The following is an 18,752-nucleotide window of genomic DNA, read 5'->3' on the forward strand; positions in this document are numbered from 1 at the left end:
AACCCGAGTCGTGGATTGCTCGTCTTACCTGGCGTGCCCAAGGTCAAGAGAGTGAGCACCTCCTCAGTACCGCGTCCCGAGTCGGCCGCCCCGTCTCCGTCCCGGCCCCTGCGCCCTCCGACCCTGCCCTGGATCACCCGGCGTGGAATTCCCGAGGGGGCGCTCCGGGCCCTCGCCCTGTTCGCGGCCGTCCGGCTGGCGGGGATCATCCTGGTGATCATCACCAACGCCGTCCGGGGGCATCCGCTCGTCAAGAGCCTCGCCCACTCCTGGGACTCCCGCTGGTATCTGCACATCGCCGCCCAGGGTTACGGCCACAAGATCTGGATCACCCCGCAGGGCGCCGTCCAGAGCGACTGGGCGTTCTTCCCGCTGTACCCGGGGCTGATCCGGGCGCTGACCACGGTCCTGCCGTTCACCCCCGGCCAGGCCGCGCTGCTCATCTCCTGGATCGCCGCCGGCGTGGCGGCGTATGGCGTGTATGCCATCGGCCACCACCTCTACGGGCGCGGGGTCGCCACCGCGCTGGTCGCCCTGTGGGCCGTGATGCCGCACTCCGTCGAACTGACCATCGCCTACACCGAGTCGCTGTTCGCGGCCCTCGCCGTCTGGTCCCTGTACTGCGTGCTCAAGGGCCGCTGGCTGTGGGCCGGTGCACTGGCCGCGCTGGCGGGCCTGTCCCGGCCGAGCGGTTTCGCGGTGGCGGGGGCCGTCTGCATCGCGGCCGCGTACGAGGTCGTGCGGCAGCGCGGCCGGGCCCCGGCGAGCGTGTGGGCCGGTGCGGTGCTGGCCCCGCTGGGCTGGCTCGGCTATGTGCTGTGGGTGGGCAGCCAGACGGGAGACCTGCTCGGCGGCTACTTCAAGGTGCAGAGCGCCTGGGACTCCCGGTTCGACTTCGGTGTCGGCTCGGCACGCTTCACGAAGGCCCTGCTGTTGCACGGGGGCGGTGCCGTCTATCCGGCGGCCCTGGTGATCGTCGCGGCCGGCGTGCTGCTGTTCGCGCTGCTGTGCCTGGAACGCGCCCCTCTCGCCCTGGTGGTCTTCGCCGGGATCCTGGTCCTGCTCGTGGTCGGCGGCTCCGGCTCCTTCTCCTCCAAGCCGAGGTTCCTGCTGCCCGCCTTCCCGCTGCTCATCCCCATGGCCCGGGCGCTGACCCGGACCTGGCGGGTCCGGCCGGCCCACGCCGTGGTCGTCTACGCCGGCCTCACCGTCGCGTCCCTGCTGTTCGGCGCCTTCGTGACGGTGGTGGCCCACTCCCCGCTGTGAGCCACCACCTGCTCCTCACGCGGGCTGCCGCTCCCGCCGGCCGGTGAGCAGCGCGGCACCCATCCGGCACCGAGCCCGGTCACGTGGCGTGACCAGTGGTGAGAGGTGGGTAAGGGTACGGAAAGTGGCGCCGTTCACGAGCGAGGTGCGGCGCAGCGTCACGAGCGGCCGGTGCCGGCGCGGCACCCGCGGTTCGGCGCGCACGGCACCAACCGGGGCCGTCCGGCTCCCCCGGGCTGCCCGGCACCGACCGCGCGATCGCGGCCCGTGCCGGCGCGGACAGCAGCCCGACGGGCAGGGAACCGGCGTCGGGCGGCGCCGGCCCTCTGCCCCTTCGGACCGGCGCGGCTCCGGCCCCGACCCGGGCACGTAGGCCGTACCGGGGAGGGGCAGTGTTGTGCGAAGGCCGTGAATCGGGGTAGGCGGGGGGACGCCCGAGGAAAGGACCGTCATGACGACCTACGTGATCAGCGTCCCCGGCACCTTCACCGCGGACATCGGGACGGACACCCGGACCCGCCTGGCCAGGGCGCTCAGCCCCGCGGATCCGCACGGCACCCGGATGGGCAGCGCCGAGGGCCTGGACGTGCTCCGAGTCAACGAGGACAACACCTTCACCCTCCGTCTGACAGTCGAGGCGGACACCGGCCCGCACGCCGAACAGGAGGCCCGCCGGCTCGCCGGCTCCGCCCTCCGGGACGCGGGGCTGGACGAGCGGAGCGCGCCACTCGGGCCTGCCGTGATCACCGGGATCGACTCCGAGGTGCGCTGACGGTGAGCCGTACCGCGGCCGCTCGCAGAGCGAGATCATCCGGTATAGGTAAAATCTAGGCATTTGCCGAAAGTCAGGCGGAGGGCCAGGGACGGCCACCGCCCCGCCGGAAGTGATCGATGCCCCGCAAGCGCTCCACGGACGAAGGCGATGAGCTGCTGGCCAGACTCGGCTCGCTCACCGCCCAGGCACGGGAGCGCGCGGAGCTCCAGCGCACCCAGGTGGAGCTGGCCATCGCCCTGCAGCGCGGCATGCTGCCCCGCGACCTGCCCACCGCACCGGGCCTGCACCTCGCCGTCCGCTACACACCGGCCAACCTCGGCCTGAACGTGGGCGGCGACTGGTACGACGCGTTCGCCCTGCCCGACGGGCGGATCGGACTGGCCATCGGTGACGTCCAGGGGCACAACATCGAGGCCGCCGCGTTCATGGGCCAGGTGCGGGCCGGGCTCCGCGCCCTCGCCTCCGTGACCAGCGAGCCGGGCGAACTCCTCGCCCGCACCAACGACCTGCTGCTGGCGCTGGGCGGTGAACTGTTCGCCACCTGCACCTTCATGCGCCTCGACCTGGCCAGCGGAGTGCTGGAGAGCGCACGGGCCGGCCACATCCCGTTCGTGTGGGCCACGGCGGACGGCAAGTCCGGCGTCGTCGACGGCGAGGGCGGTCCGCCGCTCGGCATCGACAAGGGCATGGAGTTCCCGGTGAGCAGGCACCGGCTCACCACGGGCGGCGTGTTCGTGCTGCTCACCGACGGCGTGGTGGAGGGCCCCTCGCTGAACATGGAGGACGGCCTCGACCAGGTGGTCCGCCTCGCCGGCCTCGCCGCCGTCGCCGGCCTGGACGCCCACGCCCTGGCCGCCGCCGTGATCAAGGGCGCCGAGAGCGTCGGCCACGAGGACGACGCGGCCGTCCTCGTCGTGGGCCTGGAGGGCCCCGGAAACCATCCGCACGGGTGTGGCCCCACCACGGTGGATACCGGTGCCGGAGGACGGAGCGGGCCGGTCGGCACCGCTCCCGTGATTCAGCCATAGGGCCGGACCGAACCGGCTCTCGCCTCGCCGAGCCGGGGCCGCCGGTGTGAGATGGCTGCTGTGGTGGGTATCGACGATCTGCGCCGGCCGGGCGGCTACGCCGTCCAGGTACTGGCCGTCGCGGCCTGCTACTACGCCGCGGCCCGGCTCGGACTCCTGCGCGAACTCTCCGTCGAGGGCGCCGTCGTCACCCCCATCTGGCCGCCGACCGGCGTCGCCGTCGCCGCCCTGCTGATCCTCGGCCTGCGCTGCTGGCCCGGCATCACGATCGGCGCCCTGTTCGCCGTGCTGTCCCTGACCACGCCGCGTATCGAGGTGCTCGGCACGCTCGCCGGACAGACCTGTGCGCCGGTGTGCGCGGCGCTCCTGCTGCGCCGGGCCCGCTTCCACACCGATCTCGGCCGGCTGAAGGACGGCGTCGCCCTGGTGTTCCTGGGCGCGCTGCCCGCCATGCTGATCAGCTCGACCGTCGGCGTCGGCCTCCTCGTCCTCATGGACAAGCTGAACATGGAGAGCTTCTGGCCCGTCTGGCTGGCCTGGTGGGTGGGCGACGCCATGGGCGTGCTGCTCGTCACCCCGCTGCTGCTGTCGCTCCACGGCGCGCGCCGGCCGCCGTCCCTCGGCCGCTGGAAGGAGGCGACCGCGCTGGCCGCAGTGACATTCCTGCTCGTGCCCCTGGCCGTCTACGGCTCGATCAGCGCGCTCTACCTCGTCTACCCGCTCCTCATCTGGGCCGCCCTGCGCTTCCAGCTCGTGGGCAGCATGCTGTGTGCGCTGCTGATGTCCGTGGTGGCCACGGTCGCGGCGACCGACCGTGCCGGGGCCTTCGCCGGGCTGAGCCGGATCGAGATCATGGCGAAGCTCCAGACGTTCAACGGCGCGATGGCCCTGACCGCGCTCCTGCTGTCCGCGCTGATCACCGAGCAGCGCAACACCCGCCGCTCGGTGGAGAAGGCCTGCCAGGAACTGGTCGAGGTCCTGGAACACCTCACCGCCGGCGAGGCCCCACCGCCCCGGGCACAGCGGGACACCGAGGGCGCCGGGGGTGCCGACGGCGCGGACGGCCGGCCCTGGCCGACCGCACCACCGTAACGGTGGTGCGTGTCACCGGTCGGACCGGTTCACCGCCCCTTCGTCGTCGCTGCCCGGCTCCGCCGAGCGCTTACGTGACCTGATGTCCCGGGGAGTGGGGGTCGGCGGGTGCGCGGCCCCGGTGGCACCGGGCTGACCGCCGCCGGTCGTGCCATAGCCGCCCGGGATACCCGGCGGCATGTCCGCGGCGGCCTCGGCCTCGCTCACATGCCGCCTGGCCCTGATCCCGGCCCGGCGCTCCGGGTACGGGTACTCGAACGGCTGGGCGGAGGCACGCTCGCGCTCGGCCTCGCGCTGCCGGCGCGCGGCCCGCTCGGCGGCCGTCGCGCTCTCGCCCTGTCGGCCGCGGCCCTCGCCGTGCGAACGGCCGTTGTCGTGTATTCGGTCCCTGTCCTTCATGCCGCGCCGAGTACCCGGGCGGTGGCCGCCGCCAACGCCCTCCGGCGTGTCGAACGGCCGGTCCGGGGCACTGGGGGACGATGGGTGGGGCCGGACGGGCCCGGGCCGGACCGGAGGACAGGCGCGGATGGAGCGGCGGACGGTGAACGCGGCGGACCGGCACACCGGAGCGGCCGGGCCCGACGCCACCCGCCTGGAAGCGCGCGACGGCACGACCGCACGACCATCGGACCGTGTCGAGCGGCCGTCGGTTCACGTCGACCGGCCATCGGATGACGTCGACCGGCCATCGGACCGTGTCGACCGGCCATCGGACCGTGTCGAGCGGCCGGCGGATCGCGCCGAGCGGCCGGCGGTTCACGTCGACCGGCCATCGGATCGTGTCGAGCGGCCGGCGGTTCACGTCGACCGGCCATCGGATCGTGTCGAGCGGCCGGCGGATCGCGCCGGACGGCCACCGGATCGGGCCGAACGCCAACCGGATCGCACCGTACGGCCACCGGACCACGTCGAACGGCCGGCGGATCGCGCCCTACGATCATCGGGTCGCGCCGAACGCCAACCGGACCACGCCGCACGGTCACCCGAGAGCACCGACTCCCGCCGGCGTATCCCGCGCACCGACCACCTGCTGGGCGACCCCCGGCTGTCGGCCGCGGTGGACCGGCTCGGCGCCGGTGTCGTGAAGGCCGCCGTGCGCGTCGCGCAGGAGCGGGCCCGGGCGGGCGGCATCCTGCCCGAGCAGGTGCCGGAGGCGGCCGTGGCGCTGCTGCCCGGTACCGCGAGCGGACTGCGCCCCGTGATCAACGCCACCGGGGTGCTGCTGCACACCAACCTCGGCCGGGCCCCGCTGTCCAGCGCCGCCCGGCGGGCCGTCCAGGAGGCCGCCGGGCCCACGGACGTCGAACTGGACCTGGTGACCGGGGTACGCGCCCGCCGCGGCCGCTCCGCCCTCGCCGCCCTGCACGCGCGCGTGCCGTCCGCCGGGGCCGCGCACGTCGTCAACAACGGCGCCGCCGCTCTGGTGCTCGCCGCCACCGCCCTCGCGGCCGGCAAGGAGATCGTCGTCAGCCGGGGCGAGATGGTGGAGATCGGCGACGGCTTCCGGCTGCCCGACCTGCTCGTCTCGACCGGCGCCCGGCTCCGCGAGGTCGGCACCACCAACCGCACGACCGCGGCCGACTATGCCGCCGCGCTCGGCCCGGACACCGGGTTCGTGCTCAAGGTGCATCCGTCCAACTTCCGCATCACCGGCTTCACCAGGTCCGCCGCGACCGCGGACCTCACCGGTCTCGGCGCCCCGGTCGTCGTCGACATCGGCTCCGGACTGCTCGCCCCGCATCCGGCGCTGCCCGAGGAACCCGACGCCGACACCGAACTCCGCGCGGGCGCCGCCCTCGTCACCGCGAGCGGCGACAAACTCCTCGGCGGCCCCCAGTGCGGGCTGCTGCTGGGCGAGCAGGACCTGGTCCGCGCCCTCGCCCGGCACCCGCTGGCCCGGGCCCTGCGCGTCGACAAGCTGACCCTGGCCGCCCTGGAGGCCACCCTCACCGGCCCGCCCACCCCGACCGCCCTCGCCCTCACCGGCGACCCGGCCGGCCTGCGAGCCCGTGCCGACCGGCTCGCCGGCACTCTCGCCGCCGACGGCATCGACGTACGGGCCGTCGCCTCCACCGCCACCGTCGGCGGCGGAGGCGCTCCCGGCGTCACCCTGCCCAGCGCGGCGCTCTCCCTGCCCGAGCCGTACGCCGCCGCGCTGCGCACCGCCCCGGCCCCCGTCGTCGGACGGCTGGAGGCGGGCCGCTGCCTGCTGGATCTGCGCGCGGTGCCCGAGCGGGACGACGCACGGCTGGCCGATGCCGTGCGGTCGGCCCGGCCGGGAGGGGAGAGGCGGACGTGATGCGGGTGCTCGCCACCGCGGGCCATGTCGACCACGGCAAGTCCGCCCTGGTACAGGCCCTCACCGGCATGGAGCCCGACCGCCACGAGGAGGAGCGGCGCCGCGGGCTCACCCTGGACCTGGGCTTCGTATGGACGCGGCTCGGCCCGGACGCGGACCACCTCGCCTTCGTCGACGTGCCCGGGCACGAACGCTTCGTGCCGACCATGCTGGCCGGGGTCGGACCGGTGCCCGCCGTGCTGTTCGTGGTCGCCGCCGACCAGGGCTGGCAGCCCCAGTCCGAGGAGCACCTCGCCGTCCTCGACGCCCTCGGCGTCCGGCACGCGGTCCTCGCCGTGACCCGCAGCGACCTCGCCGACCCCGAGGCCGTACGCACCGACGCCGTCGACCGGCTGGCCCAGACTTCACTGGGCAAGGTCCCCGCGGTCGCCGTGAGCGCGGTCACCGGTGCGGGACTGGACGAGCTGCGCGGTGAACTGGCCCGGCTGGCAGGTGAGTTGACCGATCCCGACCCCGACGCCGACGTACGGCTGTGGCTCGACCGGGCCTTCACCGTGCGCGGACACGGCACGGTGGTGACCGGCACGCTCGGTGCGGGCACCCTGCGCGTCGGCGACCGGCTGGTCACCGGGGACGGCTCGGCCGTGCTCCGGGTGCGCGGGCTGCAGACCCTGCACCAACAGCGGACGGCGGTCAGCGGGGTGGCCCGGGTGGCGGTCAATGTGCACGGCCGGGGCGCCGACGGGCTGCGCCGGGGACAGGTGCTGCTGACCCCCGACCGCTGGCTGGGCAGCGCGGTGCTCGACGTACGGGTCACCGGCGAGCCGGCCCATGAACTGCCCCGCTCGGTCACCCTGCACATCGGCACCGCCGCCGTGCCCGTCACCGTCCGCCCCCTCGGCGAGGACACCGCCCGGCTCACCCTCGCCCGGGGCCTGCCCCTGCGGGTCGGCGACCGCGCGGTGCTGCGCGAACCGGGCGGCAGCCGCATGCCCTGCGGGGCCACCGTCCTCGACGTACGACCGCCCCGGCTGACCCGGCGCGGCGCCGGCCGGGCCCGCGCCGCCGAACTCGCCGCCCTGACCGGCCGCCTCGACGGCGCCGCCGAACTGCGCCGCCGCGGGCTGATCCGACGCGCCGACCTGCTGGCGATGGGCTTCCCGGCCCCCGCCGAACCCGTCACGGGCGACTGGCTGGCGGACGACACGTACTGGACCGCCCTCAAGGACCGGCTGGCCGGCGAGGTCGACCGGTACGCGAGGGAACACCCACTGGAGCCGGGCCTGCCCGCCGAGGCGGCCCGCCGGCTGCTGGGCCTGCCCGACCGGGGCCTCGTCGACGCCCTGGCCGACGCCACGCCCCGTCTCCGCAGCGGGCAAGGACGGCTGTACTCCTCCGGCGACCACCACCCCGGCCTGCCCCCGCCCGTCCGCGCCGCCGTGGACGCCGTACGCGAGGACCTCGCCCGTACGCCCTTCCGTGCCCCCGAGGCCGGACGGCTCGCCGAACTCGGCCTGGACCGCAGGGCACTGGCAGCCGCCGTCACGGCCGGTGCGCTGCTGCGGATCGCCGACGGTGTCGTGCTGCTGCCCGGCGCCGACACCGAGGCCGCCACCGTACTGTGCACCCTGCCCCAGCCGTTCACGCTCAGCGAGGCCCGGCGCGCGCTGGACACCACCCGGCGGGTCGCCGTACCTCTGCTGGAGTTCCTGGACGCCCGGGGCCACACCGAGCGCGTCGACGACCAGCGCCGACGCTGCCGTACGGACGCGGTGAACGGAGGCGGACGGGAATCGAACCCGCCGGCCCGAGATCCTCGGGCCCCTCGGTTTTGAAGACCGGGAGGGCCACCAGGCACCCACACGCCTCCACCGCTCGTCAGGCTACTGCCCCAGGAGACCGCCGCCATGACACCGACATCCCCGCCGATCCATCCGGCGCCCGTCCGGCTCACCCAGTACGCGCACGGCGGCGGCTGTGCCTGCAAGATCCCGCCCGGAGAGCTGGAGGAGGTGGTCGCCGGGCTGACCGTGCCTCAGCTCGCCGGGGGCGACACGCCGCTGATCGTCGGGCTCTCCACCGGCGACGACGCCGCCGTGGTCACCCACCGGGGCACCGCCGTCGTCTGCACGGCCGACTTCTTCACCCCGGTCGTGGACGACCCCTACGACTGGGGACGCATCGCCGCCGCCAACGCCCTGTCCGACGTGTACGCGATGGGCGGCCGGCCGGTGCTCGCCGTGAACCTGCTGGCCTGGCCGCGCGACCGGCTCCCCTTCGACCTGGCCCGCGAGGTGCTGCGCGGCGGCCTGGACATCGCCACCGAGGCCGGCTGCCATGTCGGCGGTGGGCACAGCGTCGACGACCCGGAACCCAAGTACGGCATGGCGGTCACCGGTCTCGCCGACCCCGAGCGGCTGCTGCGCAACGACGCCGGCCGGCCCGGGCTGCCGCTGTCGCTGACCAAGCCGCTCGGCCTGGGCGTGCTGAACAACCGGCACAAGGTCAGCGGTGAGCGGTTCGAGCAGGCCGTCGCCACCATGACGGCGCTCAACCGGGACGCCGCCGAGGCCGCCCTCGCCGCCGGGGCCCGGTGTGCCACCGACGTGACCGGGTTCGGCTTCCTCGGCCATCTGCACAAGCTGGCACGGGCCTCCGGCGTGACCGCCGTGGTCGACACCGCCGCCGTCCCGTACCTGGACGCGGCCCGGGAGGCCGTCCGGGACGGATACGTCAGCGGCGGCACCCGGCGCAACCTCGAATGGGTGGCCCCGCACACCGACTTCGGGGACGCCGACGCCGACACCCGGCTGCTCCTGGCCGACGCCCAGACCTCCGGCGGGCTGCTGGTCGCAGGCGAGGTGCCCGGGGCGCCGGTGGTGGGGGAGTTGGTGCCGCGCGGGTCCCACTCGATCGTCCTCCGGTAGGGCGGCTACGGCTCCGTTCCCGTGTGCTCGTCGATGCCCGCCCGGGCCCGGTAGGCCCGCACCAGCGCCACCGACGCCGGACCCCGGGGCCGGCGGCCCGGCCGGATGTCCACGGCGAACGCCTTCGACTCCTGGATGTGCGTGTTCGGGTCCAGGGACAGATGCAGCAGCTCATTGGCCGCGTCCCCGGTGCTGTAGCCGTTGGGACCCCAGTGGTACGGCAGCCCCACCTGGTGCAGTCTGCGGCCGTGCACCGTCAGCGGCGCCATCCGGTCCGTCACCAGCACCCGTGCCTCGATCACCGCGCGAGCGCTGACGATCGTCGCCCACCCGGTGTGTTCCAGGCCGCGTTCGGCCGCGAGCTCCGGCGAGACCTCACAGAAGAACTCCGGTTGCAGCTCTGCCAGATACGGCTGCCAGCGGGACATGCCGCCCGCCGTGTGGTGCTCGGTGAGCCGGTAGGTGGTGGCCACGTACGGGAACACCTGTGAGCCGGGCTCGTCGCCGCTCGGCTGATAGCGGTTGTCGGGGAGCGTGGGCATCAACTGCCGGACAGGGTTGTGCTGTTGGTCGTAGAGCAGGTTCGGGAACGGCGAGTCCTGCGGCTCGTAGTGGGCCGGCAGTGGGCCGTCGGTGAGTCCGGACGGCACGTACAGCCAGGCCTTGCCGTCGGCCTGCATGATGAACGGGTCCGTGCCGGACAGCGCTGCCGGACCGGTCGCGTCCTCGGGCGGCACGTGATCGGGCGACTTGTCCTTCTTGAAGTCGGGCACGTCGTGCCCGGACCACTCGCCCTTGTCCGGGTCCCACCACACCAGCGCCTTGCGCTCGCTCCAGGGCCTGCCCCGCGGGTCGGCGGAGGCGCGGTTGTAGAGGATCCGCCGGTTGGCGGGCCAGGCCCAGGCCCACTCTGCGGCCACCCAGTCCTGCTCCCGGCCGGGCTTGCGGCGGGCGGCCTGGTTGACGCCGTCGGCGCGGACACCGCAGTAGATCCAGCAGCCGCAGGACGTCGAGCCGTCCCGTTTCAGCTCCTCGTAGGAGGACAGCGGACTGCCCTCGGTGTCGTGGCCGTTGATCTCGGCGAGGACGGCCTCCGCGTCCGGTTCGGCGATCCGGCCATGCGTCGGATAGTCCCAGGCCAGGTCGAGCACGGGCCGGTCCATCTCGTCGGCGGACCCGGCGAGCTTCTCCCGGATGATCCGCCCCAGGTGGTAGGTGAACCACAGGTCGCTGCGCGACTCGCCGGGCGGTTCGACCGCCTGGTGGTGCCACTGCAGCAGCCGCTGGGTGTTGGTGAAGCTGCCGTCCTTCTCGGTGTGCGCGGCGGCCGGCAGGAAGAACACCTCGGTGCGGATGTCCTCGGTGCGCAGCTCACCGGTCTCGATCTCGGGCCCGTCCAGCCACCAGGTCGCCGACTCGATCAGCGAGAAGTCCCGGACGACCAGCCAGTCCAGGTTCGCCATGCCGAGCCGCATCAGTTTGGAGTTGGCGTTGCCCACGGCCGGGTTCTCGCCGTACAGGAAGTAGCCCTTGCAGGTGCCCTCCAGCTGGGCCATCGTCGTCTCGTACGTCGAGTGGCTGCCGGTCAGCCGTGGCAGGTAGTCGAAGCAGAAGTCGTTGTCGGCCCGCGCCGCGTCACCCCAGTAGGCCTTGAGCAGGCTCACGAGGTACGAGCGCATGTTGCCCCAGTAGCCCTTGTGGGCCGCGTCGGCCTGCACGAAGGCGTCCAGGTCCTGGTTCTGGTGCGCGTGCGGCATCGGGATGTAGCCCGGCAGCAGGTTGAACAGGGTCGGGATGTCCGTGGAGCCCTGGATGGAGGCGTGTCCGCGCAGCGCGAGAATGCCGCCGCCCGGCCGGCCGATGTTGCCGAGCAGGGTCTGCAGCACACAGGCCGCCCGGATGTACTGCACGCCGACCGTGTGCTGGGTCCAGCCGACCGCGTAGGCGAAGGCCGTCGTCCGGTCGCGGCCGGAGTTCTCCGTGACCAGCTCGCACACCTGCCGGAACGTATCCCGCGGCACCCCGCAGATCTCCTCGACCATCTCCGGTGTGTAGCGGGCGTAGTGCCGCTTGAGCACCTGGAAGACACAGCGCGGATGAGCCAGTGTCTCGTCGCGCTCCGGCTCACCCTCGGGGATCACCGCGCCGCCGGCCCCGTGCGCCTCGCCCCGTGCCGCCGCGGTCACCGAACTGCCGCCGCCGGTGCGCTTCTCGTACTCGTGGTCGCGCTCCCCGGAGGCCGCCTGGATCTCGGTGCCCTCGTACTGCCAACTGCCGTTGTCGTAGGAACGGTTCACGGCGTCCAGGCCGGAGAAGACACCCGCCAGGTCCTCGGTGTCCCCGAAGTCCTCCCGAACGATCACCGGGGCGTTGCTGTAGGCCACGACGTAGTCGCGGAAGTACTTCTCGTGCTCCAGCACGTAGTTGATGATCCCGCCGAGGAAGGCGATGTCCGTGCCCGCGCGCAGCGGTACGTGCAGGTCGGCCAGCGCGCTGGTGCGGGTGAACCGCGGATCGACATGGATCACCTTCGCGCCCCGCGCCTTGGCCTCCATCACCCACTGGAACCCGACCGGATGGCACTCGGCCATGTTCGAGCCCTCGATGACGATGCAGTCCGAGTTCTGCAGATCCTGCTGGAAGGTGGTCGCGCCGCCGCGTCCGAACGAGGTTCCCAGACTGGGAACGGTGGAGGAGTGTCAAACGCGCGCCTGGTTCTCGATCTGGATCGCGCCGAGCGCCGTGAACAACTTCTTGATCAGGTAGTTCTCTTCGTTGTCGAGCGTGGCCCCGCCGAGGCTCGCGATGCCCAGGGTGCGCCGGGTGCGGGTCTCGTCGACCTCCCACTGCCAGCCCGCCCGGCGCGCCTCGATCACCCGGTCGGCGATCATGTCCATCGCCGTGTCGAGGTCCAGGCGCTCCCACTCGGTGCCGTGCGGACGCCGGTAGAGGACCTGGTGCTCGCGGGCGTCCCCGGTGGTCAGCTGCAGGCTCGCCGCGCCCTTGGGACACAGCCGGCCGCGCGAGATCGGGGAGTCCGGGTCGCCCTCGATCTGGGTGACCTTCCCGTCCTGGACGTACACGTTCTGGCCGCAGCCCACCGCGCAGTACGGGCAGACGGACTTCACCACTCGGTCGGCCGTGGCCACCCGGGGCTCCAGCCGCTCGCTGTGCCCGCTCTTCGCCGCGGCACCCCGGCCCAGCGGATCGGTGCCCGTCAACTGCCGGTAGACCGGCCAGGAGTCGATCCAGGTGCGCACGCCCACAGCCACTCCTCCCGCTCGGTCCCTCGATCTTCCCGCATCCGCGCGGTCACGGCATTTCTTGCGTCGGCGGGGAGTACCCCGGCCGGGCGGGGCCAAACGGAGCCGGCGGCTCCCGGGCTGGTCCTGGGTGAATCGGGAAGAACAGGAGCAGCAGGGAATCGCCCTGCTCGCGCCGCGTCCGGAGTTGATCCCCTTGGCCGCTGACCGCCCACGCGTCCTGGTGTTCGACGTCAACGAAACCCTCACCGACATGACTCCGCTCGCCGGCCTCCTGGAACACGTCGGGTTGCCCGGGCATCTGCTGACCGCCTGGTTCGCCGGGGTGCTGCGGGACGGCGTGGCCCTGTCCCTCGCCGGGGGCCACGCGACCTTCGCGGCCGTCGCCGGGGACGGGCTGCGGGCGCTGGCGGCCGGGGAAGAGGGGGCCACCGATCCGGAGCAGGCCGCCGCGCACGTCCTCGCCGGGCTGCCGGAGCTGCCCCTGCACCCGGACGTGCGCGGCGGGGTACGGGCCCTGCGCGCGGCCGGGTACCGACTGGCGACCCTGACGAACGGTTCCGCCGACACCACCCGAGCGGTGCTCGACCGGGCCGGTCTGACCGACTGCTTCGAAAGACACCTGGACGTGGCGGGGCCGGGCCGCTGGAAGCCCGCGCGGGAGGCGTACGCCTACGCGCTGGACGCCATGGGTGTGCCGGCCGGTGCGGCACTGCTGGTCTCGGTGCACCCGTGGGACATCGACGGCGCCGCCCGCGCGGGCCTGGCCACCGCCTGGCTGCGCCGGACCTCACGTCCGTACCCCACGACGGCGCGCCCCGCCGACCTGACCGCCACCGCACTGCCGGACCTGGCGACCCGACTCGGAGCCACGTGAACAGCGCTGCTCATGGGGGCCTGGCCGTGGGTGTTGGCTGCTTCTCGTGCCGGGCGGACCTCGATGGAGGGAGGTGCGGTCCGGGTTGCCGTGGGCGGTGGGCCCGGGGGCTTGGGCAGGCAGGTGTGGCGGGCATGGATGGGGTTGTCGGCGGCTCCGGTCATGCGGGCCTGGCCATGGGTGTTGGCTGCTTCTCGTGCCGGGCGGACGTCGATGGGGGAGGTGCGGTCCGGGTTGCCGCCGTTGTCGGGCCTGGGGGCTCGGGCAGGCAGGTGTGGCGGGCGTCGATGGGCTGTGGGCGGCCTGGCTCGGGCCAGGTGAGCGGTGCCGCTGTTGCGGGCCTGGCCTTGGGTGTTGGCTGCTTCTTGTGCCGGGCGGACGTCGATGGGGGAGGTGCGGTCCGGGTTGCCGCCGTTGTCGGGCCTGGGGGCTCGGGCAGGCAGGTGTGGCGGGCGTCGATGGGCTGTGGGCGGCCTGGCTCGGGCCAGGTGAGCGGTGCCGCTGTTGCGGCCCTGGCCATGGGTGTTGCCTGCTTCTCCCGGTGGCCGCCGATGCGGGGAGGTGCGGTCCGGCTGCCGCCGGTGTCGGGCCTGGGGCCGGGCCGGGCCGGTTCGGGTTGCCGCTGTCGTCGGGCCCGGGCTGGGTCAGGTCTGGCGGGCGTGCATGGGGCTGTTGGCGACCTCGTCCGGGCATTTCCGGTGCGAGGGGCGGGTGCGCCGGTCGCGTCGCCAGTCGGATGTCGCGAGGGAGAGTGACGCCGCCATGCCGACGAGGGCGGCGCCCAGCGCGGTGACGAGCGCGGCGCGGTAGTCGTGGCTCCTGCCCAGCACCAGGTAGAAGAAGCCGGGCAGGGCGGCGGTACCGACCGCGGCACCGAGCCGCTGCCCCGTCTGCAGGGCGCCGCCCGCCGCACCCGCCATGCGCACGGGCACGTTCCGCAGCGTCATGGTGATGTTGGGGGAGACCACGCAGCCGCTGCCGACGCCGCCGAGGAACAGCACCGGGGCGGCGAGCCAGGGCGCGATGCCGAGGGGCGCGAGACGGAGCAGCAGCGCGGTGCCCCCGAGGCCGACGATCACACCCGTCAGGCCGCACACGGTGAGCAGGCGGCCGTAGCGGTCCACCAGCCGGCCGGCGACCACGGCCGCGCCCGCCGAGCCCAGGGCGAAGGGAGTCACGGCGAGCCCGGACCGGAGCGGGGAGAAGCCCAGACCGTGCTGGTAGAAGAGCGCGAAGACCAGCCACACACCGCTGAACCCGATGAAGTACAGCGTGCCGACTCCGGCACCGACGGCGTATCCGCGCACGGTGGTGAACAGGCGCGGGTCGAGCAGTGGCTCGGCGCCCCGCGCGACGAGGCGGCGCTGCCACCGGGCGAAGACGGCGAGGATCGCCGCGCCGACGAGGAACAGCCACCACACGCGCCCGATGCCGCCGGACTCCGCCTGGACCAGCGGGAACATCACCGCGAGGACGCCGAGGCCGAGCAGCAGGACGCCGGGCAGGTCCACGCGTCCCCGTCCGGACCGCCGGGTCCGGGGCAGCAGGCGGCGGCCGAGGAGGACGGCCAGGATGCCGATGGGGACGTTGACGTAGAAGATCCACCGCCAGCCCTGGGCGCCGGAGGCCAGCGCGAGGATGGCGCCGCCGGTGATGGGGCCGGTCGCGGACGATATGCCGACGGTGGCGCCGAAGAAGCCGAAGGCGCGGCCGCGTTCGGCGCCGCGGAACATCTGCTGGATGAGCGCGGAGTTCTGCGGGGCCATGAAGCCCGCCGCCAGCCCCTGGGCGAGCCGGGCCACCACCAGCGCCGTGATGCCGGGCGCCGCTCCACAGGCCGCGCTGAAGATCACGAAACCGCTCAGGGCCAGCAGGAAGATGCGGCGCCGGTCCAGCGCGTCGCCGAGGCGGCCGGCGGTGACGAGGGCCAGGGCGAAGGCGAGGGCGTATCCGGACACCACCCACTGCACCTGCGCGGGGGAGGCGTGCAGCTCGCGCTGGATCGTGGGCAGGGCGACCGCCACGATCGTCACGTCCAGCAGGCTCATGAAGCCGGCCACCAAGGTGACCCACAGGGCCCGCCACCGTTGCGGATCCGGCTCGTATCCGGCCTCCTGGGCGCCCTCCGCCGCTGACCCCGACGCTGTCACATGGGCTCCTCTCGCCGCCCCCGCCCCCGCCCCCGGCCCCGGATCACCGGCGCCGCCCGCGGCGGACCAAGTTCCCCACGCGGCACGGAGCACACACCGCGCCGTGCCGTCGGCAGGCCGCGAACGCCGAGGACGCACACGACACCGGCACCTCTGGCACGGTCCATACCCCCCGTCCGTTGGTCACGCGGTCAGCGGTCGCGCCGCTCCAGCCGCTCCCGCTGCGGTACGACGGTGTACTTCGGATCCTCCGCGGAGGCGACCCCGGCGTGGAACACACCGAAGCGCAGGGCCGCCGAGCCGGTGAGCAGCGCCGCTCCGGCCATCAGGGCCAGGCGCTGGTCCCGCCCGCAGCACAGGGCGAGGGCGGCGCCGCCCGCCGTGAGCGACCGTGCCGCACGCAGCAGCAGGTGCGGCCTGCCCTGTTCGAAGGGCTCCGCGGTCAGGCCCATGCGCCGCTTCATCGTCTGGAACGCGCCCAGTTCCAGGGCGGCACCGAGCACGGCCAGCCGACGGGCCGGCCCCGTCTGGGCGGTCGGGGCCGCGACCAGGGCCAGGCCGGAGGCCGCGGCAGCGGCGGAGCCCGCGAAGACGAACGGCAGCTCGCGGTAGCCCTCGTGCCAGGACGGCACCGCCGTGTCCGAGAGCAGTACCGCCGTGTACGTGGCCACGGCCGGGCCGAGGACGGCGGCGGCCGCTGTCGCGGCCGTGCCCAGCAGCCGGTACCGGCCCGCCACCTCAGTCGCCGCGGCGGTCAGCGTCAGCGGCGCGTACCCCGCGAGCAGCCAGGAGCCCACGCTCATGGGGGAAGTGGGCTTCAGGACGCGCAGCATGTTCAGGAACCGGGCCGGCCTGCCAAGGTCATGGACGAGCGCGGCCAGCGACAGGGAGATGGCCCCGGCGGCCCCGAGCTTCGCGGGAGCCGCGAGCCCCGGCCGCCCGGTGACCTGGCCGCCGGCCGCGAGCAGCGAGGACGCCCCGGCCAGACCGCCGAGATACAGGTATCCGGCGATGTCCAGGGGTTTCCATGTCGGCCTTTTCACCACCGGTTTGCCGTAGTACGACGAGAAGGCGGCGTCCGGAACCATCGGCTGCTCGCCCCGCCCGCGGCGATGCCGGCGGCGCCGTCCGCCTCGGCCCGTGGGCGCCACCCTGCCGGGCCGTGCGCCCTGAACGCCCTGCCGGGTGACGTCCGACTCGCTCATCGCGGCCTCCTCGCGAAGCTGCCCAGGGCGAGGGCCAGCAGCGTGCCGGCGGCCAGTGCCGCGTGCCGCCACATGTCGGGCAGATCGCGGGTGGTGACCACCGGATCGGGCGGGAGGCCGTAGACCTCCGGCTCGTCCAGCAGCAGGAAGAACGCGCCGTCGCCGCCGACCCCGTCGTCCGGACTCTCGCCGTACAGCCGTGCGTCGGTCGCGCCGGCCGCGTGCAACTGTGCCACCCGGGCGTGCGCCCGCTCCCGCAGCTCGTCCAGCGGGCCGAACTGGATGGAGTCCGTGGGACAGGACTTGGCGCAGGCGGGCTCCATGCCGACGCCGAGCCGGTCGTAGCACAGCGTGCACTTCCACACCCGGCCGTCGTCCTTGCGCTGGTCGATGACGCCGTAGGGACAGGCGGGCACGCAGTAGCCGCAGCCGTTGCAGATGTCCTCCTGGACGACGACCGTGCCGAACTCGGTGCGGAACAGCGCGCCGGTGGGGCACACGTCCAGACAGGCAGCGTGCGTGCAGTGCTTGCACACGTCGGAGGACATCAGCCAGCGCAGCTCGGTGCGGCCGTCCGGGGACAGGGGGACGATCTGGACGGCGGGCGCGCCCTCGGGGGCCTGCCCGGGCGGGGGAGTGGTGGTTCCCGGGCCGGGGGAGGAGGCATCGGTGCCGAGGCGGGCCGCGGCGGCGAACACGTCGACGTCCTCGTGCGCGACCCCGGGTTCCGGCCGGCCGAACGGCCCCCGCTGCTCGATGAAGGCCACGTGCCGCCAGGTGTCAGCGCCCAGACTCTGTGTGTTGTCGTACGACATGCCGGTCAGGACCAGACCGTCCTCCGGGATGGCGTTCCACTCCTTGCACGCCACCTCGCAGGCCTTGCAGCCGATGCACACCGAGGTGTCGGTGAAGAAGCCCATCCTCGGCGGGGCGTCCGGGTATCCGGAGTCCCCGGCCACGTCCGGCTGGGGGCCGTACCACAGATGTCCGCGGGCCTCGTCGCCGTCCCTCATCGCCGTACCTCCTCACACGTCCTGTCATACGGGGTGCTGCTGACGGTGGGCGGGCTCGTCTTTCGGTCCGTGCCGGGTCGCTCACTCTCGGTGTTCTGCTTCGAGCCTGGCACGGGTGCCCCGGCTCCGCGCGTCCGAAACGGCGCCCGCGCTGCTGCGTGCGGAGGACCCGCCGCTCCTCGTGGGCGCGGGGGACCTGGCCCCGCCGGATGCGTCCGGCCGTACGGGGGAACGGCGACACCACACCGCCCTGCTCGGCCGGCTCACGTCTCCTCGGCGGTGAGCGGCACGGTGGCGGTGATCCGTTTGCCGTGGGGCAGCCAGGTCACTTCGAGGGCGCGGGAGAGCATCGCGACGAGGTGCAGCCCGTGCCCGCCGACTCGGCTGGGATCGGGAGGGTCCCGCCGGGGCGGGTCGGTGGAGGTGTCCGACACCGTGATGCGCAGGGCGCCGGCCTCGGGCAGCACTTCCAGGCTCAGGGTGCACGGACCGGGCGCGTGTTTGGCCACGTTGGTGACGAGTTCGCTGGCGACGAGCCGGGCGTCCTGCACCGAGCGCCGCGGGGGCGCGGGGCGCACACCCGCGAGCAGCGCGGCGACGGCGTCCCTGGCGTCCCCGATGCCGGCCACGGCGTCGTCCCAGGTACGGCTGTGGCGCAGGGGCGCGGGGCGGGCCTGCGTCCTGGTGTGCGTCCCGAGCGGGATGTCCATGCGTCGTTGCCCTTTTCGTGCGGTGCCAGTGGCCCTTCCGGTACGGACGGGATCCTCCCGTCCCTGCGCGGATACCCGCTGAACCGTCGGTCAAGGGGACGTACGCCGCGAATCCTTCGGTTGCCCTTGGACCCCTGGTCGCAGGGC

At 73.9% G+C, this 18,752-nt stretch carries 14 protein-coding genes, 1 tRNA gene and 1 pseudogene; 9 read left to right on the top strand and 7 right to left on the bottom strand.

The window, feature by feature from the left end; genetic code table 11:
• The first annotated feature begins 51 nt into the window (after positions 1-51).
• The 4 genes from ACFYOH_RS25250 (at position 52) to ACFYOH_RS25265 (ending at position 4,161) form a co-directional block, all read left to right on the top strand.
• A complete protein-coding gene (locus tag ACFYOH_RS25250) occupies positions 52-1,266 on the top strand; it encodes a glycosyltransferase family 39 protein (RefSeq protein WP_388629461.1) in 1,215 nt (404 codons plus the stop codon).
• A gap of 451 nt (positions 1,267-1,717) precedes the next feature.
• Positions 1,718-2,038 (top strand): hypothetical protein, encoded by a 321-nt coding sequence (locus ACFYOH_RS25255; protein ID WP_388629464.1) that lies wholly within the window; start codon positions 1,718-1,720, stop codon positions 2,036-2,038.
• Between the two features lie 119 nt (positions 2,039-2,157).
• Positions 2,158-3,069: a PP2C family protein-serine/threonine phosphatase gene (locus tag ACFYOH_RS25260; protein ID WP_388629467.1), complete on the top strand. Its 912-nt coding sequence runs from the start codon at positions 2,158-2,160 to the stop codon at positions 3,067-3,069.
• A 51-nt stretch (positions 3,070-3,120) separates the two neighbouring features.
• Positions 3,121-4,161, top strand: coding sequence for an MASE1 domain-containing protein (locus tag ACFYOH_RS25265; RefSeq protein ID WP_388629470.1), 1,041 nt, complete (start codon positions 3,121-3,123; stop codon positions 4,159-4,161).
• Positions 4,162-4,173: 12 nt separating this feature from the next.
• On the opposite strand, the gene ACFYOH_RS25270 is transcribed toward ACFYOH_RS25265, so the two are convergent.
• A complete protein-coding gene (locus tag ACFYOH_RS25270) occupies positions 4,174-4,560 on the bottom strand; it encodes a hypothetical protein (RefSeq protein WP_388629473.1) in 387 nt (128 codons plus the stop codon).
• Between the two features lie 272 nt (positions 4,561-4,832).
• Here ACFYOH_RS25270 and ACFYOH_RS25275 point away from each other — a divergent pair, with 272 nt between their 5' ends.
• The 3 genes and pseudogenes from ACFYOH_RS25275 to ACFYOH_RS25285 all read left to right on the top strand — a co-directional run.
• Positions 4,833-5,246, top strand: a complete 414-nt coding sequence (locus ACFYOH_RS25275) for a hypothetical protein (protein WP_388630184.1) — start codon at positions 4,833-4,835, stop codon at positions 5,244-5,246.
• Positions 5,171-6,460, top strand: coding sequence for an L-seryl-tRNA(Sec) selenium transferase (selA, locus tag ACFYOH_RS25280; RefSeq protein WP_388630164.1), 1,290 nt, complete (start codon positions 5,171-5,173; stop codon positions 6,458-6,460). Before ACFYOH_RS25275 ends, selA begins: the two co-directional genes overlap by 76 nt.
• Positions 6,460-8,157 (top strand): annotated as a pseudogene (locus tag ACFYOH_RS25285) (GTP-binding protein); the annotation flags it as partial. The gene selA and the pseudogene ACFYOH_RS25285, both read left to right, overlap by 1 nt.
• A gap of 80 nt (positions 8,158-8,237) precedes the next feature.
• Here ACFYOH_RS25285 and ACFYOH_RS25290 read toward each other — a convergent pair.
• Positions 8,238-8,330 (bottom strand) — tRNA-Sec (locus ACFYOH_RS25290).
• A 37-nt stretch (positions 8,331-8,367) separates the two neighbouring features.
• On the opposite strand from ACFYOH_RS25290, the gene selD reads away from it, so the two are divergent.
• Complete coding sequence (gene selD / locus ACFYOH_RS25295) at positions 8,368-9,387, top strand: selenide, water dikinase SelD (protein ID WP_388629476.1); 1,020 nt, start codon at positions 8,368-8,370, stop codon at positions 9,385-9,387.
• A gap of 5 nt (positions 9,388-9,392) precedes the next feature.
• On the opposite strand, the gene fdh is transcribed toward selD, so the two are convergent.
• On the bottom strand, positions 9,393-12,653 hold the full coding sequence (gene fdh / locus ACFYOH_RS25300) for a formate dehydrogenase (protein WP_388629479.1): 3,261 nt from the start codon (positions 12,651-12,653) through the stop codon (positions 9,393-9,395).
• A gap of 127 nt (positions 12,654-12,780) precedes the next feature.
• On the opposite strand from fdh, the gene ACFYOH_RS25305 reads away from it, so the two are divergent.
• Positions 12,781-13,527: a haloacid dehalogenase type II gene (locus tag ACFYOH_RS25305; RefSeq protein ID WP_388629482.1), complete on the top strand. Its 747-nt coding sequence runs from the start codon at positions 12,781-12,783 to the stop codon at positions 13,525-13,527.
• Positions 13,528-14,171: 644 nt separating this feature from the next.
• Here ACFYOH_RS25305 and ACFYOH_RS25310 read toward each other — a convergent pair.
• The 4 genes from ACFYOH_RS25310 to ACFYOH_RS25325 all read right to left on the bottom strand — a co-directional run bounded on the left by ACFYOH_RS25310 (position 14,172) and on the right by ACFYOH_RS25325 (position 18,605).
• Positions 14,172-15,677: an MFS transporter gene (locus ACFYOH_RS25310; protein WP_388629485.1), complete on the bottom strand. Its 1,506-nt coding sequence runs from the start codon at positions 15,675-15,677 to the stop codon at positions 14,172-14,174.
• Positions 15,678-15,868: 191 nt separating this feature from the next.
• A complete protein-coding gene (gene nrfD / locus ACFYOH_RS25315) occupies positions 15,869-16,882 on the bottom strand; it encodes an NrfD/PsrC family molybdoenzyme membrane anchor subunit (protein ID WP_388629487.1) in 1,014 nt (337 codons plus the stop codon).
• Positions 16,879-17,895 (bottom strand): 4Fe-4S dicluster domain-containing protein, encoded by a 1,017-nt coding sequence (locus ACFYOH_RS25320; RefSeq protein WP_388629490.1) that lies wholly within the window; start codon positions 17,893-17,895, stop codon positions 16,879-16,881. The genes nrfD and ACFYOH_RS25320 overlap by 4 nt, the downstream gene beginning before the upstream one ends.
• A gap of 263 nt (positions 17,896-18,158) precedes the next feature.
• Positions 18,159-18,605: an ATP-binding protein gene (locus tag ACFYOH_RS25325; protein ID WP_388629493.1), complete on the bottom strand. Its 447-nt coding sequence runs from the start codon at positions 18,603-18,605 to the stop codon at positions 18,159-18,161.
• Between the last annotated feature and the right edge of the window lie 147 nt (positions 18,606-18,752).

This window comes from Streptomyces sp. NPDC007856 (assembly GCF_042868225.1).
GTDB lineage: Bacteria > Actinomycetota > Actinomycetes > Streptomycetales > Streptomycetaceae > Streptomyces.